Here is a 15,043-nt window from a genome sequence, read left to right as displayed (position 1 = left end):
TTCCGCGCCAAGGGAAAGGACGGGGCCTGAAGAAGACTGGGCCACGACCCCGGACGAACCGGGGCGGGTTTCGAGGAAACGCCAAGACGAACGCCCATTCCGGGTCAAGGAGGACATGCGCCATGTTGATCACGAGACGCCACCTGCTGGCCGGCGCCATCGCCGCCCCCGCCATTCTGAAGCTCACCGGCCCCGCCCGCGCGGCCACCACGCTGAAGATCTCCCATCAGTTTCCAAGCTCCGGCGGCGAGGAGGGCGACTTTCGCGACCGCCTCGTCCGCAAGTTCGCCGAGCAGGTGGAGAAGCGCTCCAATGGCGAGCTGAAGTTCGAGCTGTATCCCGGCTCCTCGCTGATGAAGACCAATGCGCAATTCTCCGCCTTGCGGAAGGGCGCGCTGGATATGTCGCTGTATCCCGTCTCCTATGCCGGCGGCGAGGCGCCGGAATGCAATATCGGCCTCATGCCGGGCCTGGTGTCCTCCTATGACCAGGGCCTCGCCTGGAAGACCCAGCCGGTGGGCCAGGAGTTCGAATCCTATCTGGAAAGCAAGGGCATCCGCATCGTCACCTGGATCTGGCAGGCGGGCGGGGTGGCGAGCCGCGAGCGGCCGCTGGTGTCGCCCGAGGACGCCAAGGGCATGAAGGTGCGCGGCGGCTCGCGCGAGATGGACATGGTGCTCCAGGCCGCCGGCGCGGCGGTGCTCTCCCTGCCGTCCAACGAGCTTTATGTGGCCATGCAGACCGGCGCCTGCGACGCCGGCATCACCTCCTCCACCAGCCTGATCTCGTTCCGCCTGGAGGAATTGTCCAAAAACCTCACCACCGGCCGCGGCAAGTCCTATTGGTTCATGCTGGAGCCCCTGCTGATCTCCAAGCTGGTCTATGACGGCCTGCCGAAGGACCAGCAGCAGCTGATCGATACGGTCGGCACCGAGATGGAAGCGTTCGGCAAGGCGGGCGCCATGGCGGACGACGAGAAGGTCGCCGAGGTGTTCCAGAAGGCCGGCGCGAAGATCCACGATCTCGACGCCGCGACCGTGGAAAAATGGCGCGCCATCGCCCGCGACACGGCCTGGAAGGACTATGCCGCGAAGACGCCGCTCTCCGCCAAGCTGCTGAAGCTCGCGGAAGACGTGCGGGCATGAGCCACGGTTTTGATCTGGGTCCGGCCGGGGCGCGCGCCTCGGCCGGCGAGCCGCTCCCCCCTGTCCTCTCCGTGCTCGAAGGAGGCCTGTCCCTCGTCAACCGGATCATCGTCGCCCTGGCCTCGCTCGCCCTCGTGGCGGCGAGCCTGATCCTGTCCTACAGCGTCGCGACGCGCCTGCTATTCCATGCGCCCACCTATTGGCAGGACGAGGCATCCGTGTTCCTGCTGGTGGGCGCCACCTTCATGACGGCGGCCTATGTCCAGGGCCGGCGCGGCCATGTGGCGATCGAGGCACTGAGCGCGCTGCTGTCGCCGCGCGTCAATGCCGTGCGCCTCCTGCTGGTGGATATCGCCAGCTTCGCCTTCTGCGCCTTCTTCACCTGGAAGTCGTTCGTATTGCTGGAAGAGGCCTGGATCGACGGCCATGTCTCCTCCTCCACCTGGGCGCCGCCTTTGTGGATCCCCTATGGGGTAATGATGCTGGGCATGGGCCTGCTGTCGTTCCAGATCGCCTTGCAGATCGCCTGCGCCCTCGCGCGGAGGACGCGCCCATGAGCACGCTCGTCGTCGGCCTGATGTATGGCGGGGCGACCCTGCTGACCATGTTCATCGGCATGCCCATCGCGTTCGCGCTCGGTGCGGTGGCGGTGCTGTTCATGCTCGGCTTCATGCCCGCCGCATCCCTCGATACGGTCACCCAGAACGTCTATGAGGAGATGGCCTCCATCACCCTCCTCTCCATTCCCCTGTTCATCCTCAAGGGCGCCGCCATCGGCAAGTCGCGCGCCGGGCAGGATCTCTATTCCGCGCTCCATGCCTGGATGCACAAGATCCCCGGCGGGCTCGGCATCGCCAATGTGTTCGCCTGCGCCCTGTTCGCCGCCATGGCCGGCTCCTCCCCCGCCACCTGCTCGGCCATCGGCTCCGCCGGCATTCCCGAGATGCGCAAGCGCGGCTATTCGGGCGGCTTTGCCGCCGGCCTGATCGCCGCCGGCGGAACGCTCGGCATCCTTTTGCCGCCCTCCATCACCATGATCCTCTATGCGGTCGCCGCCGAGCAGTCGCTCGGCCGCCTGTTCCTCGCCGGCCTCGGCCCGGGCCTGCTGCTGGTGATGCTGTTCGCCGCCTATGCCATGGTGCGCTTCCGCCAGGAATTCGCCCGCGCCAAGCTGCTCTACGAACAGACCGGGGAAGCCTCCCCGATCCTGCACGAAGAGCACCTCACCATGCGCGACCGCTTCGCCGCGCTGCCGCGGGTGCTGCCCTTCGTGGTGCTGCTCACCGGCGTCATGGTGGCGCTCTACGGCGGCTATGCCACCCCCTCCGAGACCGCCGGCCTCGGCGGGATCCTGGCCCTGGTGCTGATCGCCCTCATCTACCAGGTGTGGACCCCGAAGGATCTCGAGCCGATCCTCACCTCCACCTTGCGGGAGGCCACCATGCTGATGCTGATCATCGGCATGTCGCTGCTCTATTCCTATGTGATGAGCTATCTGCACATCTCCCAGGCGGCGGCGCAGGCGATCGTGGCGCTGCATCTCTCCAAATGGCTGCTATTGGCGACCATTCTGGTGCTGGTGGTGGTGCTGGGCTTCTTCCTGCCGCCGGTGTCGATCATATTGATGACCGCGCCGATCATCCTGCCGCCGCTGAAGGCCGCCGGCTTCGATTTGATCTGGTTCGGCGTGGTGATGACCATCGTCATGGAGATGGGGCTGATCCATCCGCCCGTGGGGCTGAACATCTTCGTCATCAAGAACATCGCGCCCGACATTCCGCTGAAGGACGTGATCTGGGGCACCGTTCCGTTCGTGCTGCTGATGATGCTCGCCGTCCTCCTGCTCTGCCTCTTCCCCCAGATCGCCACCGGTTTCCCCGACCTCGTCATGGGCAAGGGACGGTAGGGGCTTTGGACGGTAGGGGCTTTGGACGGATGAAGGCGCCGACCCTATGAGGCCGGCGCCACCGCATGGGGCCGTTCCACCGGCACCACGTCCACCCCGACGGCGAGGAGGTGCTCGCCCGAGGCGACGATGACGCCGTCCACCGGCGCCACGTCGGCATAGTCGCGGCCGACGGCGAGGATGATGTGATCGTTGCCGGCGGCGATCGCATTGGTGGGATCGAGCCCGATCCAGCCCAAATCCTCCCCGCACCACACCTCCGCCCAGGCGTGGGTGGCATCCGAGCCGGCGAGGCGCTCCTGTCCCGCCGGCGGCACCGTGCGCAGATATCCCGACACATAGCGCGCGGACAGGCCGAGCCCGCGCAGGCCGGCGATCATCACATGGGCGAAATCCTGGCACACGCCGCGCTTGGCCAGGAACGCCTCGTGCGGCAGCGTGGTGACGTCGGTGGCGCCGGGCTCATAGGCGAAGTCGGTATAGATGCGCTCCATCACCTCCCAGGCGGCGGCGAGGATCGGGCGGTCGGGGGCGCAGCTCTCCGCCGTCCAGTCGGTGATGGCGGGATCGAGCGGAATGGAGCGGCTGGCATAGAGGCCGTGCACCGGCGAATTCGGGCCGAGATCGGTGCTGGCGAACGCCGCCTCGCGCACCGCGTCCACCATCGGGGTGGCCTGGACATCGGGCAGCGGGGCGGCCTTCACCTCGACCCGGCTGTGGGTGGAAATCTCCAGCCGGTCGTGGGGCGTGTCGAGCGTGAGCCAGGCAATCGCATTGCCGAAGAAATCGAGCCCCTGCTCCATCTCGCTCGCCAAAGGATCGGTCGAAAGGGAATGGGAGAGGACGTTCTGGTGATGCGGCCGGTCCACCGGGGTCATGCGCAGCACCTGCCGCGCGACGCGCACCTGCCCGCCGTAGAGATAGGTGGTGGTCTGGCGGATGTCATAGAGCATGGCGCCTCACCCCTGCCCCGGCCAGGCGACGTCCGCCGCCGGACCCTGGATGAAATAATGCGCCGCGATCTCGTCCGAGAGCTGGGCGAGATCGGCTTCCAGCGCGTCGAAATCCTCGATGTCGAAGCTCTCGGCGGTGGCGGCGGTGAGATCGGCCCGCATGCGCGCGACGATGCGCTCCGAGCGCGGCGGCGGCTCGTCCGGGTCGCGCCCCGGCAGGACCCGCAGATGGGCGGCGATGCGCTCCACCTGGAAGGCGAGCGAGCGCGGATTGTCCGGGTCGAGCAGCACGAGGTCCAGCACCGGGCCGCGCGCCTCGATCACCACATAGCGGCTGCGATAGGTGATCTGGCTGTCGGCGAGTTGCAGCAGCACGTCGAGCGCGCCGCGCGGGGCGCCCTGCTCCGCGAAGGTGCGGGCGAAGCGCAGCAGCGCCATGCCCCGTTCGATGCGCCGTCCGAGTTCGAGGAAGCGCCAGCCGGTGAGGCGGTTCATGTTCTCGCTGGCGAGGCCGGAGAAGGCGGCGATGATGCGCAGGGCGGCATCCGCCCGCTCATGGGCGTCGGCTTCCGTGGGCGCGGTCGGCACCGGCGCCTTGAGGCAGGCCTCCAGATCCACCAGCGCCCGCCAGGCATCGGGCGAGAAGCGGTCGCGGATCACGGAGGCGGCGGCGCGGGCCGATTTCACCACCTGCGGCAGGCCGCCGGGCAGATCGTGCCGCGTGAGGGCGGCAATGGCATAGCGCCCCGGCGAGGCGCCGGCGAAATCGCGCGGCATCGCGCCCCAGGACGAGAGCAGCGTGATGAGGCGCATCACCAGCGGGCTTGAGGAAGGCTCGGTCTCCGCGAGGCGCCCCACCAGCGCCCGCACGAGCCGCAAGGTGGCCTCGGCCCGCTCCACATAGCGGCCGAGCCAGAACAGATTGTCCGCCGAGCGGCTCGGCAACGTGCCGGAGGAGCGGCGCACCCGCACATTGTCCGGGCTGGGCAGGAGGCTGGTGGCCGGCACCTCGCGGTCCGCCAGCACCCACACATCCGCCGAGCGGTCGCCGCGCTGGATCGAGAAGGCGCGCGCGTCGAGCCGCTCCGAGATGCGGCAGAAGCCGCCGGGCATCACGGTCCAGCCGTCCTCGGTGGCGGCCAGGAACACGCGCAGCGTGAACGGGCGCGGCGTGAGCTTGTCGCCGGTCCACACCGGCATGGTGGAGATGCGCGCCACATCCTGGCCCACCAGGTCGGCGCCGCGGCGCGCCATCACCGCCGAGAGCTGCCGCCGCTCCTGGGGGCCGAGATCCGCGCCGAGCACCGATCCGCGCCGGCCGATGCCGGGCACCGGCGTGCCGAAGGCGGAGGCGACCACGAGTTCGTCCAGATGCTCCATCACCTGGGCCCGCTCGGCGGCCTGCCCGCACCACCAGGTGCCCACATGCGGCAGAGCGAGCGGACGGCCGAGCAGCTTGATGGCGAGGCGCGGCAGGAACGCCATCAGCGCCGGCGCCTCCACCAGGCCCGAGCCGAGCGCATTGGCCAGCGCCACCCCGCCGATGCGCGCCACATGGGCGAGCCCCGGCACGCCGAGGCGCGAGCGCGCGTTCAATTCCAGCGGATCGGCGAAATCCGCATCGAGCCGGCGGAGCACCACGTCCACGCGCTTCAGCCCGGCCACGGTGCGCACGTAAAGCGCATCGCCCCGCACCGCCAGGTCCTCGCCCTCCACCAGGGAGAAACCCATGTAGCGGGCGAGCAAAGCGTGTTCGAAATAGGTTTCGTTGAGCGCGCCGGGGGTCATCAGGCCGACCCGGCCCTCCCCGGTGCGGTCGAGCTTCAGCAGCGAGGTGCGGAAGCCCTGGAAGAAGCCCGCCAGCCGGTCCATGCGCATGGTGCGCGAGATGTCCGGCAGGGCACGCGACATGGCGAGGCGGTTTTCCAGCGCATAGCCGACGCCCGAGGGCGCCTGGGTGCGATCCGACAGCACCCACCAGCGCCCGTCCGGGCCGCGCCCCACGTCGGCGGCGTAGAAGCGCAGGAATTTGCCCCCGCGCGGCATGGTGCCGACCATGGGGCGCAGGAATTCCGGGCTGCCGGCGACCGCCGCGGCGGGAAGCGCGCCCTGCTCCACCAGATGCGCGGGGCCATAGAGATCGGCCAGCAGCGCTTCCAGCAATTGCGCGCGCTCCACCAGCCCGGCGGCGAGGCCATCCCAGTCCGCCTTGTCCAGCAGCAGGGGAATATGGCTGAGCGCCCACGGCCGTTCGCCGCCGCCCTTGTCGTCATAGACGCGATAGAACACGCCGCTGTCGCGCAGGTAGCGGTCGGCGGCGCCGAAGCGCCGGCGCACGTCCTGCGGGCCCAGCTCCGCGAGCGCGGTGAGGAACGGCAGCCAATGGGCGCGCGGCCGGCCGTCGGCGCCCATCATCTCGTCGCGCACGCCGGGCAGCGTCTGGTAGCCGTCGAGAACGGCTTCCACCGCGGCGGCTGCGAACGGATCGCGATTGGCGTCCTCGGCCAGGCTCACTTTGTCCACGCTTGGCCTTTCCTCCCGAGAGCCCGCTCGTATGACTCATGACCGCCGGTTCGCGCGGCGCCGCCGCATCGCCCGTTCACCGCATCATCCCTTGTTCGCCGCTTCGCCAGCTCCCCGCGTTCCCACGCGACCGTGGGAGAGGCCGCCGTGTCGAAGTGGCAGGCGCGGCCGAGGCCGGCGTCTTGCACGCGCGGCGACCGCCGACGCGCCACCGGCCCGCGCGCGAAACCGGAGATGGACCCGCGCACGGCGCGCCCATCCCCAGCCTCCCTAGCTTGCCGAACTTTTCCCGCGAGGAAAGATCTTATCCGCGACTTGGCTGGTTTTCTTTTCCGCCGGCAGGTTTTACCGCCGGCGGGCGATCAGATTCCGCTGGGCCGCCGCAGGTCGAGGGTGGTGGGGAATTCGTCCGGCGCGGATTCCGCCGGCACATGCGGCACGCCCGGCGTATGCCCGTGGTTCACGAACCGGGCGAGACGGCGCGATTCCGCCTCGTAGGAATTCACCGGATAGGTGTCGTAGCTGCGGCCGCCCGGATGGGAGACGTGATAGACGAACCCGCCGCGCGAACGCCCGCTCCAGGTGTCGATGAGATCGAACACCAAAGGCGTGTGCACCGGAATGGTGGGATGCAGCGCGGAATAGGGATCCCACGCCTTGTAGCGCACGCCCGCCACGAAGGTGCCGTTGCGCCCCGTGGGGGCGAGCGGGATGCGCCGCCCGTTGCAGGTCATCACGTGGCGGGCCGGGTTGAACCCGTCCACCTGCACCTGCACGCGCTCCACCGAACTGTCCACATAGCGCACGGTGCCGCCGGCGGCCGCTTCCTCGCCGAGCACGTGCCAGGGCTCCAGCGCCTGGCGCAGCTCGATGTCCACGCCCGCCCGCTGCACCTTGCCGAAGCTCGGGAAGCGGAATTCGAACTGGGCCTGGAACCAGAGCGGATCGAAATCGTAGCCGGCATCGCGCAAATCGGCGAGCACGTCCTGGAAATCGGCCCAGGCATAATAAGGCAGCATGAAGCGGTCGTTCAGCGCCGTGCCCCAGCGCACCAGCGAACCGGAGAGCGGCTTGCGCCACAGCGCCGCGATGAGCGCCCGCAGCAGCAATTGCTGGGCAAGGCTCATGCGCCAGTCCGGCGGCATCTCGAAGCAGCGGAATTCCACCAGCCCCAGCCGGCCCGTGGGGCCGTCCGGCGAATAGAGCTTGTCGATGGAAATCTCGGTGCGGTGGGTGTTGCCCGTCACATCGATCAGGATGTTGCGCAGCATGCGATCCACCAGCCAGGGCGGCGGCGGCAGGTCCGTGCCCGGGGCGGGGAATTTGGAGAAGGCGATCTCCAGCTCGTACAGGCTGTCGTGCCGCGCCTCGTCGATGCGCGGATGCTGCGAGGTGGGGCCGATGAACACGCCCGAGAACATGTAGGACAGCGAGGGGTGGCGCTGCCAATAGAGCAGCAGGCTCTTCAGCAGGTCCGGCCGGCGCAGGAACGGGCTGTCCGCCGGGGTGATGCCGCCCACCACCACGTGGTTGCCGCCGCCGGTGCCGGTGTGGCGCCCGTCGGTCATGAACTTCTCGGTGCCGAGGCGGGCGAGGCGCGCCTCCTCATAGACGATGCGGGTGGTCTCCACGCATCCCTTCCAGTCGGAGGCGGGATGGATGTTCACTTCCAGCACGCCGGGATCGGGCGAGAGGCCGATCACCTGCAGGCGCGGGTCGAACGGGGGCGGATAGCCCTCCAGATGCACCGGCATCTTCATCTCGGCCGCCACCGATTCCACCGCCGAGACGAAGGCGAGATAATCCTCCAGCGTGGTCAGCGGCGGCAGGAACACGCACAGCCGCCCGTCCCGCGCCTCGACCGACACGGCCGTGCGCACGGCCTGGTCGGCCGGCTCCGGCGCGCGCGCCAGATAATCGGACAGGATCTGCCGCGCCCGCTCGGCGGAGGGCACATGGCCGGTGGTCGCGTCGCGCTCATAGCCCTGCGCCATCTCGTCGGGATCGGGCAGCGGGCCGCGCGGCTCCATCGGGTCGGCGGGAATGGTGTGGGGATAGAGGATCGGCGAAAGATACGGCAGGGAATCCAGCGGCAGGCGGAAGCCGATGGCGCTGTCGCCGGGCACCAGGAACAGGTGACCGCGGCGGAATTTCCACACCTCGCTCAGCCAGCCCTGGCCGCCGCGGGCATTCAGCCGCTGCACCGGAATGACGAAGCCGCGCGGCGTGCCGAGCCCCTCGGACAGCGCCTTCGCGAGGGTGATGCGGGATTCGGGATCCGCCAGCCGCTTGTCGCCGGGCTCGAGATTTTCCGGCAGATTGGCTTCCTTGAGCAGGAAGTGGGCATTGTCCTCATAGGCCGGCTGCACATATTTTCGGCTGAGGCCCAGACGCTCGGCGAGGGCGACCGCGAATCGCTCCGCGTCCGCGGTGGTGACGCCGTAATCATGGGCCTCGTCGGCGATCAGCGTCTCGTCATGCCAGATCGGCTTGCCGTCCTTGCGCCAGAACAGGCCGAACGACCAGCGCGGCAGCGGCTCGCCGGGATACCATTTGCCCTGGCCGTAATGCAGCAGGCCGCCGGGCGCGAAGCGCTTGCGCAGGCGGCGGGCGAGATCGTCCGCCCGCACCCGCTTCTGCGGGCCGAGGGCGGCGGTGTTCCATTCCGCGCCCTCGTAATCGTCGATGGAGACGAAGGTGGGCTCGCCGCCCATGGTGAGGCGCACGTCGTTGGTCAGCAGGTCGGCGTCGACCTTCTCGCCGAGCGCGTTGAGCGCGGCCCAGCTCTCGTCCGAGAACGGCAGCGTCACGCGCGGCGCCTCGGCGACGCGGGTCACCGACATTTCGAAATCGAATTCCACTTCCGCCGGCTCGACGCCGCCGGAGATCGGCGCGGCGGAGCGATAATGCGGCGTGGCCGCCAGCGGGATATGCCCCTCGCCGCACAGCAGGCCGGAGGTGGCATCAAGGCCGATCCAGCCGGCGCCGGGCAGATAGACTTCCGCCCAGGCGTGCAGGTCGGTGAAGTCCACGTCGGTGCCGGAAGGACCGTCGAGCGCCGGCACGTCGGGCTTGAGCTGGATCAGATAGCCGGAGACGAAGCGGGCGGCGAGGCCGAGGCGGCGCAGCACCTGCACCAGCAGCCAGCCGGAATCGCGGCAGGAGCCGAGCTTGCTGGTCAGCGTCTCGTCCGGCGTCTGCACGCCCGGTTCCATGCGGATCACATAGCCGACGTCCGCCTGCACGCGCTGGTTGAGCGCGACCAGGAAATCCACCATGCGCGTCTTGGTGCGCGGCACGGCGGCGACGAAGGCGTCCAGCGCCGGCCCGCCGTCCTCGAGCGCGAGATAGGGGGCGAGTTCGGCCTTCAGGTCGGCGGCGTATTCGAACGGGAAATGGTCGGCATAATCCTCGATGAAGAAGTCGAACGGATTGATCACCGACATGCGCGCGAGCAGGTCCACCTCGACCTTGAACTCGGTGGTCTTCTCCGGAAACACGAGCCGCGCCAGCCAGTTGCCGAACGGGTCCTGCTGCCAGTTGATGAAATGCTCGGCCGGCGTGATCTTCAGCGAATAGGCGGGAATGTCGGTGCGGCTGTGCGGCGCCGGGCGCAGGCGCACGGTCTGCGGGCCGAGCATGATGGGCCGGTCATAGGAATAGCTGGTGACGTGGTGGAGGCTCGCGAGGATCGTCATTCAGGTCACCAGCTCCGGTTGGCACGGCATGGCTTGAGGTTAGACAAGCGCATCGGCTCAAGAAAGCGTGAGTTTACGGCGCGCATTGCCTCATTTTGAGGCAGGGCCGCGCGGGCGGCCCTGCCCGTCCTCGCATCAGGCGGATGCGGGATGGCCGGAAACCGGGCCTGCCGGGGGCGCGGCGGGACCGTCGCTTTCCGGCGCGCCGTGAGGCTTCTTCTTCTTGCCCATGTACTTTTCCTCGAAGCGCTGGAGCACCGTGTAGAAGGACGGCACGAACAGCACCGCAAGGCAGGTGGAGGCGAGCATGCCGCTCACCACCGCGATGCCGATGGACTTGCGCGAATTGGCGCCCGCCCCGGTCGCGAACACCAGCGGCAGCACGCCGAGGATGAAGGCGAACGAGGTCATCAGGATCGGCCGGAACCGCAGGCGCGAGGCCTCCACCGCCGCTTCCATGATGCCCATGCCCTCCGCCCGTTTCTCGCGGGCATATTCGACGATCAGGATGGCGTTCTTGGAGGCAAGCGCGATCAGCAGCACGAGGCCGATCTGGGTGTAGAGATTGTTCGCGATCCCGAGCCCCACCAGCGCGCCCACCGTGCCCAGCAGCGCCAGAGGCACCGCCAGGATCACCGACAGGGGCTGGATCCAGCTTTCATACTGGCCGGCGAGCACCATGTAGACCAGCAGGATGGCCAGCGCGAAGACATAGTACATCTGCGAGCCGACCTGCTTCTCCTGGTAGGACATGGCGGTCCATTCGAAGCCCATGCCCGGCGGCAAGGTGGCGCTGGCGATCTGCTCCATCACGCTCAGCGCCTGGCCGGAGGAGAAACCCGGGGCATTGGTGCCGACGATGGTGGCGGTCGGGTACAGATTATACAGCGAGATCAGCGGCGCGCCGGGGATGACGCGGATGTCGATCAAGGTCCCCAGCGGCACCATGGTGCCATTGGCCGCCTTCACCTTCAGATTGTTCAGATCCTCCGGCGAGATGCGGGCCTTGGATTCGGCCTGGGCATAGACCTGGAACACATTGCCGAACTTGTTGATCTGGGTGACGTAGGCCGAGCCCACAAAGGTGGAGACCGCGGTGAACACCTGGTTCACCGTGACGCCCAGCGTCTCCGCCTTGATGCGGTTGACGTCCACCTGCAATTGCGGCGCGCCGACCCGGAACGAGGTGGACAGATGCGACAGGGAGGATTGCGCCTCCCCCTTCTCGATGATCGCATTGGCCACGCGGTCCAGCAGCACATAGTCGAAATTGCCGTCGCGGATCTGCGGCTGCATGGTGAAGCCGGCGGCATTGCCGATGCCCTGGATGGCCGGGGGCACGAGCACCGCGATGCTGGCTTCCTGGATCTTGCCCAGTTCCGTGTTCAGGTGGGTGTAGATGGACAGGAGGTCCTGGCCCTCGTGCTTTGCGCGCACGCTCCAGTCGTCGAACGTCAGATAGAGCACGCCGGCGCTGCTGAGGGTGGCGTTATTGTCCAGCGCCGAGATGCCGGTGATGCCGAGCACCACCTTCACGCCCGGGGTCTTCTGGGAGATGTCCGAGGCGCGTTCGACGATCGCCTGGGTGCGTTCGGTGGAGGCGCCGTCGGGCAATTGCACCGCGAGCACCACATAGCCCTGGTCCTCGATGGGCAGGAACGAGGTGGGCACGCGGGTCAAGCCGTAGCCGGCGAGCGCGATCAGCGCCAGCGCCACCAGCACCATGAGGCCGGAAACATGCACCATGCGCGAGATCAGGCCGGTATAGGCCCGTTCGCAGCGGTCATAGATGGCGTTGAAGCCGCGATAGACCACGTTGCGCTTTTCCGGCGGCGTCGGCTTGCGCAGCCACAGGGCGCACTGGGTGGGCTTCAGGGTCGCGGCGTTGATGGCCGAGATGAAGGCCGTGGCGGCGATGACCAGCGCGAATTGCTTGAACATCTCGCCCGTCAGGCCGGGGATGAACGAGGCCGGCAGGAACACCGACATCAGCACCAGCGTGATGCCGATGACCGGGCCGAACAATTCGTCCATGGCCTTTTCGGCGGCCGGCTGGCCTTCCATCCCCTCCTCGATGTGGCGCGCCACGCCCTCCACGATCACGATGGCGTCGTCCACGACGATGCCGATGGCGAGGATGAGCGCGAACAGCGTGGACAGGTTGATGGTGAAGCCCATGGCCGCCATGGCGGCGAAGGCGCCGATGATGGTCACCGGCACCGTGGTCGCCGGCACCAGGGTGGCGCGCCAATCCTGCAGGAACAGGATGATGACGACGAGCACCAGGATGCCCGCTTCATAGAGCGTCTTGTACACCTCGCCGATGGAGGCGGCGACGAACAGCGTGGTGTCGAAGGGGACGGTATAGGCGACCCCTTCGGGGAAGGAGGTCTTCAGCTGCTCCATCTTCGCCTTGACCGCCGCCGCGACGTCGAGCGCGTTGGCGTCGGGCAATTGGAAGATGGCGATGCCGGTGGCCGGCTTGTTGTCCAGCTGGAAGGTCTTGCTGTAGCTCTGCGCCCCCAGCTCGACGCGGCCGATGTCCTTCACGCGCAGGATGCGCCCGCCGTTCTGGTTGTCCACCTTGACGATGATGTTCTCATAGTCCGGGACATCGTTCAGGCGGCCCTGGATATTGACCGTATATTGGAAGTTCGTGCCCGCCGGCGCCGGCGGCATGCCCACCTGGCCGGCGGTGACTTCCTGGCTCTGGCCCTTGATGGCATTGACCACGTCCGAAGGCGTCAGGCCCACGGACTGCATCTTGTCCGGATCCATCCAGACGCGCATGGCATAGTCGCCGGCGCCGAAGATGAGCACGTTGCCGACGCCGCTCAGGCGGGCCAGCTCGTTCTGGACATAGATGGCGGCGTAGTTGGAGAGGAACAGGCCGTCATAGCGCCCGTCGGGCGAGGTCAGCGCGACGAATTCCAGGATCGAGGTGCCCTTCTGGAGCACCGTGACGCCCTGGGTCGCCACCGCCGAGGGCAGCGAGGCCATGGCGATGGAGACGCGGTTCTGCACCAGCACCTGCGCCATGTTCGGGTCGGTGCCGATGGCGAAGGTCACCACCAGCGTGTAGGTGCCGTCGCTGGCCGCCCAGGACTGCATGTACAGCATGTCCTGGACGCCGTTGACCTGCTGCTCGATGGGCAGCGCCACCGTATCGACGATGGTCTTGGCGCTCGCACCCGGATAGCTGGTGGTCACCGTGACGGTCGGCGGCACGATATTGGGATATTGCGCCACCGGCAGGCGGATCAGGCAGACAGCGCCGATCAGGACGAAAAGCAGAGCGAGGACGTTGGCAAGGACCGGTCGCTCGATGAAAAAGCGCGAGATCATGTTCGCCGCCTGTGGTTCGAGGGATCGGCCGTCAGTTCTTGGGTGCCGCAGGGGGCGCGACCGGAGTCGCGGCCGCAGGCGCAGCCGTCGAAGCGGGCGCGGAGGTGGAGGTGGTCGCGGACGGGCTCGGCGGCGTGTTCATCGCCGGCGTGATGGGCTTCTTCTGCGGCGCCGGGGTCATGCTCCCCTTCTCCACCGTGACCTTCGAACCGGGCACGGCCCGCTGGAGGCCGTTGACCACCACCTGGGTTCCCGCCGTGAGGCCCGACGCGAGCGCGCGCAACCCGTTGTCCTGCAGCTGGCCGAGATGGATCACCTGCTCCGACACCTTGCCGGAGGCATCCACGGTCAGCACATAGCTGCCGCTCTGATTGGTGCCGATGGCCGCGTCATTGACCACCACCATGTCGCTGGCGGGGCCGAGCGGCAGGCGCACGCGGGCGAACAGGCCGGGAATCAGCGCCAGCTCCTTGTTGTCGAAGATGCCGCGCACGGTCAGCGTGCCGGTATTGGGATCGACCTGCGGGGAGACGTAGTCGAGCTTGCCGGCGTGGGGATAGCCCTGCTCGGTCTGCAAGCCGATCTCCACCGGGATGTTGGCGAGGTCCTGCGCCACCGACTGCAAGGTCCGGCCCTGCTTGGCGAGGCCTTCCTTGATGTTCAGCACCTGGGTTTCGGAGAGCGAGAACCACACATAGATGGGGTTCACCTCGACGATGGTGGCAAGCTTGGTGGGGCCGCTGTAGCCGACCAGGGCGCCGACGTCCTGGAGATGGGCGGTCACCACGCCATCGAACGGCGCGGTCACCTCGGTGTAGCCGAGATTGATCTTGGCGATGTCCAGGGCGGCCTGGGCGTTCTGCACGTTCGCCACCGCCTGGTCGCGCTTGGCGCGGGCCTGGTCGAGGGTGGCCTGGGAGGCGAAGTCCTGCTTGGCGAGCTGATTCTGCCGGTTGAACTCGGCCTCGGCCTGGACCTGGAGCGCCTGGTTCGCGGAGAGCGTCGCCTGGGCCTGGGCCACGTCGGCCTTGTACTGGTCCTGCTCGATCACGAACAGGACGGTGCCCTTCTTCACCAGGGCGCCGTCCTTATATTTGATGTCGGTCAGGAAGCCCTGGACGCGGGCGTTGAGGTCGACCGTATTGATCGAGGCGGTGTTGCCGGTCAGTTCGAGATAGCGCACCACGGGCTGGGAGGTCGCTTCGGCGACGGTGACGCTGGGCGGCGGCGGGGCGACGTAGGTGTTCTTCTCCTCGCACCCTGCGAGCGCCACGGCGATCACCGGCAGCGCGAGCGCGATCCGGGCCGGAGTTTCAGCCATACTCAAGCCTGCGCGCAAGCCAGCATTCAAGCCGACGCGGCAAACACGCGTTACCCGCCCCATCATCGCAAATCCCCCGGGACCTCAATCGTGCGGGATACTACTTAGCACCCTCGGACAAGTCCATGACAGGCCATCCGCCGCAGTGCGGG

At 67.9% G+C, this 15,043-nt stretch carries 8 protein-coding genes; 3 read left to right on the top strand and 5 right to left on the bottom strand.

Annotated features, from left to right (window positions below):
- Positions 1–125 precede the first annotated feature (125 nt).
- Genes dctP through V5F84_RS09025 form a run of 3 tightly spaced genes read left to right on the top strand, consistent with a single transcriptional unit; the run spans position 126 to position 3,051 of the window.
- Positions 126–1,145: a TRAP transporter substrate-binding protein DctP gene (dctP, locus tag V5F84_RS09035; protein ID WP_394046874.1), complete on the top strand. Its 1,020-nt coding sequence runs from the start codon at positions 126–128 to the stop codon at positions 1,143–1,145.
- The gene (locus tag V5F84_RS09030) at positions 1,142–1,702 is read left to right on the top strand and encodes a TRAP transporter small permease (RefSeq protein ID WP_394046872.1); all 561 of its coding nucleotides are present in this window, start codon (positions 1,142–1,144) and stop codon (positions 1,700–1,702) included. The genes dctP and V5F84_RS09030 overlap by 4 nt, the downstream gene beginning before the upstream one ends.
- Positions 1,699–3,051, top strand: a complete 1,353-nt coding sequence (locus V5F84_RS09025) for a TRAP transporter large permease subunit (RefSeq protein WP_509277159.1) — start codon at positions 1,699–1,701, stop codon at positions 3,049–3,051. Before V5F84_RS09030 ends, V5F84_RS09025 begins: the two co-directional genes overlap by 4 nt.
- 44 nt (positions 3,052–3,095) lie before the next feature.
- Here V5F84_RS09025 and V5F84_RS09020 read toward each other — a convergent pair whose 3' ends face one another.
- The 5 genes from V5F84_RS09020 to V5F84_RS09000 all read right to left on the bottom strand — a co-directional run bounded on the left by V5F84_RS09020 (position 3,096) and on the right by V5F84_RS09000 (position 14,891).
- Entirely contained in the window at positions 3,096–4,004 is a 909-nt protein-coding gene (locus tag V5F84_RS09020) for a transglutaminase family protein (RefSeq protein WP_394044316.1), read from the bottom strand.
- A 6-nt stretch (positions 4,005–4,010) separates the two neighbouring features.
- Entirely contained in the window at positions 4,011–6,527 is a 2,517-nt protein-coding gene (locus V5F84_RS09015) for a circularly permuted type 2 ATP-grasp protein (protein WP_394044315.1), read from the bottom strand.
- A 362-nt stretch (positions 6,528–6,889) separates the two neighbouring features.
- Positions 6,890–10,225, bottom strand: a complete 3,336-nt coding sequence (locus V5F84_RS09010; RefSeq protein ID WP_394044314.1) for a transglutaminase family protein — start codon at positions 10,223–10,225, stop codon at positions 6,890–6,892.
- A 135-nt stretch (positions 10,226–10,360) separates the two neighbouring features.
- Complete coding sequence (locus V5F84_RS09005) at positions 10,361–13,570, bottom strand: efflux RND transporter permease subunit (RefSeq protein WP_394044313.1); 3,210 nt, start codon at positions 13,568–13,570, stop codon at positions 10,361–10,363.
- A gap of 31 nt (positions 13,571–13,601) precedes the next feature.
- Positions 13,602–14,891, bottom strand: a complete 1,290-nt coding sequence (locus tag V5F84_RS09000; RefSeq protein WP_509277190.1) for an efflux RND transporter periplasmic adaptor subunit — start codon at positions 14,889–14,891, stop codon at positions 13,602–13,604.
- Positions 14,892–15,043: the final 152 nt, after the last annotated feature.

The sequence above is a fragment of the Roseixanthobacter liquoris genome (genome assembly GCF_043195135.2).
Classification (GTDB): Bacteria; Pseudomonadota; Alphaproteobacteria; order Rhizobiales; family Xanthobacteraceae; genus NCEH01.
This window is presented reverse-complemented; position numbering and strand designations above follow the sequence as displayed.